Below are 2,483 nucleotides of genomic sequence, written 5' to 3'. Positions count from 1 at the left end.
GACCTCGACCGGGCCGAGCGGGTCGACCGCGCGCTCCGGCGGCTGGTGGTCGCCGCCGAGGCCGAGGGCATCCCGCTGCCGCCGGTCTACGCGATCACGGTCGACGACGACGAGATCGAGCTCCGGATCGCGCCCGCCGCGCCGAACCCGCCCGCGCCGTGGATCCCGCTCCGGGACGGGCGGCGCTGGCGACTCCACCGGGAGTCGGCCGAGGCGGACCAGGGGCCGCTCGGCAGTGCGCCGTACCCCGGACTGGTGTGCATCGGGCGCGACGACGACGGCGCCGACGTGCTGATCGACCTCGAGGCCGTGGGCGGCCCGGCGTCGGTCAGCGGCGCCGACGCCGTGGCGCGCGAGGTGGTGTCGGCGCTGGCGGTGCAGCTGGTGACCTCGCCCTGGTCCGACGACCAGGTGGTCCACTCCTTCGAGCTGTCGCCGATCCTGGCCGACGTCGCCGACGGTCGGTTCACCGTGGTCGACGACCTGCCCGCGCTGGTCACCCGTCTCGAGGGCGACCGGCCGGACCGCACCGGTCAGGACGTGCTGTCCGGCCGGGTCGGCCGGAAGCCCGACCTCACGCCGCAGTACCTCCTGCTCGGCACCGCACCCGACGACGAGCTGGTCGAGCGGCTGCAGCCGATGGTCCGCACCGGTGACCGGGGGCTCGGCGTGGTCGCGGTCGGCCGCCTTCCCGGCACCCGGTGGCACCTCACCGTCGACGAGTCGGGCCACCTGGCGCTGCCGTTGCTCGACATCGCCGTCACCGCCGTACGCCTGACCGAGCGGAGCGCCGTCCAGCTGGCCGGCCTGTTCGCCAAGGCCCGCGAGCAGCGGTCACCGGCGACCGACGCCGGTGTCGTCCTCCCGCGCGCACCCCGGCCGGGCGACGACGCCCACTGGGCGTCCGCCGACGTGCGGATCGGTGTGCTCGGTGCGCTCGAGACCCGGGTCCCGGGTCAGCTGGACGAGGTCCGGGTGGGCCTCGCGACCGAGGTCGCGACCTTCCTCGCCCTGCAGAGCGGGCCGGTGCACCCGAGCGTGCTCGCGGCCTCCGTGTGGCCGCGCGGCGTCACCGCCGAGGTGCGGGACGCGACGGTCGAGCGGGTGCGCGAGTGGCTGGGCCACGCGGCCGACGGCAGCTACCTGCTGCGCGAGAACGACGAGGGCCGGCTGTTCCTCGCCGACGACGTCGCCGTCGACTGGCACGCGTTCTGCACGCTGGTGCAGCGCTCGCGGGGCGTCCCGGTCAAGTCCGAGGTGGTCCTGCTGCGCCGCGCGCTGCAGCTGGTCCGCGGCCCGTTCCTCGACCGTCGCGAGCGCGGCCGCTACAGCTGGCTGGCGCGCACCCGACTCGACACCACGGTCGCGGACGCGGTCGAGGCCACCGCTCACCGGCTGGTCGAGCTCTCCACCGACGACCCCGACGGCGCCGCGGGCGCCGCGCGGGCGGGCCTGCGGCTGGTGCCGGAGTCACAGCTGCTGTGGCGCGACCTGCTCCGGGCCGAGTACGACGGTCCGGGCGGGCCTGGCGTCGCGGCCGCGGTCGACCAGATGTGGGTCGCCCTGGCGGAGCGGGGCGCCGAGCTGGAGGCCGAGACCGAGGCGCTGGTCGAGGAGCTGGTGCCGGGGGCGCAGCGGCCCGCCGGGTCGCTCGCCGGCTGATCCGTCGGGGCGGTTCGGCCAGGTCGAGCCGCTCGGCCCATTCAGACGAGCAGGAGGACCACGGTCTCGGCGACGCAGGCCGGCTTCTCCTCGCCCTCGATCTCGATCGTGTGCTGGACGGTCAGCTGCTTGCCCTTGGGGATGTCGGTGACGCTGGTGATCGTCAGGTGGGCGCGGATCCGGGAGCCGACCAGGAGCGGGGCGGGGAAGCGCACCTTGTTGACGCCGTAGTTGAGCTTCGCGCCGGGGGTCGCCAGCTTGAAGACCTGGCTGCCGAGCCACGGGATGAGCGCCAGGGTCAGGTAGCCGTGCGCGATGGTGCCGCCGAACGGCCCGTTCTTCGCCCGCTCGACGTCGACGTGGATCCACTGGTGGTCGCCGGTCGCGTCCGCGAACTGGTTGACCCGGTGCTGGTCGATCGTGACCCACTCGCTGGTGCCGAGCTCGGCACCGGCCGCAGCCTCGAGCTCCTCGAACGTCGTGAAGACCCGCATTGGTCGTCTCCTTCATGCGCAACTTGACCCGGTGGAACAATGCTCGGCATGGAACCTACACGCGTGCCGCCCGTCGAGGATCTGAGGTCCGCGCCGAAGGTCTTGCTCCACGATCATCTCGACGGCGGGCTCCGGCCGGCGACGATCGTGGAGCTCGCCGCGGCTGCGGGTCACGAGCTCCCGACCACCGATGCTGACGCGCTCGGGGAGTGGTTCGCGGAGGCGGCCGACTCCGGCTCGCTGGTGCGCTACCTCGAGACGTTCGAGCACACGGTGGCCGTCATGCAGAGCGCCGCGGCCCTGACCCGGGTGGCCCGGGGGTGCGTC

2 protein-coding genes and 1 pseudogene are annotated in these 2,483 nt (G+C 74.3%); 2 read left to right on the top strand and 1 reads right to left on the bottom strand.

Features of this window, described 5'->3' with window-relative positions; genetic code table 11:
• Positions 1–1,662, top strand: a 1,662-nt coding sequence (locus tag H0488_RS22835) for an AfsR/SARP family transcriptional regulator (RefSeq protein WP_220794913.1), incomplete at its 5' end; no start/stop codon positions are given.
• Between the two features lie 41 nt (positions 1,663–1,703).
• On the opposite strand, the gene H0488_RS22830 is transcribed toward H0488_RS22835, so the two are convergent.
• On the bottom strand, positions 1,704–2,156 hold the full coding sequence (locus tag H0488_RS22830) for a MaoC family dehydratase (RefSeq protein WP_183101480.1): 453 nt from the start codon (positions 2,154–2,156) through the stop codon (positions 1,704–1,706).
• A 48-nt stretch (positions 2,157–2,204) separates the two neighbouring features.
• On the opposite strand from H0488_RS22830, the pseudogene H0488_RS22825 reads away from it, so the two are divergent.
• Positions 2,205–2,483, top strand: a pseudogene (locus H0488_RS22825) (adenosine deaminase); the annotation flags it as partial.

Origin of the sequence: Nocardioides pelophilus, assembly GCF_014180685.1 — a bacterium.
GTDB lineage: Bacteria > Actinomycetota > Actinomycetes > Propionibacteriales > Nocardioidaceae > Nocardioides > Nocardioides pelophilus.
The sequence above is the reverse complement of the archived record's forward strand: the minus strand, read 5'-3'. Positions and strand labels throughout refer to the sequence as shown.

Bases quoted from the DNA above. Each gene is read 5' to 3' on its own strand.
- H0488_RS22830 (WP_183101480.1), bottom strand. From the start codon at position 2,156: ATGCGGGTCTTCACGACGTTCGAGGAGCTCGAGGCTGCGGCCGGTGCC.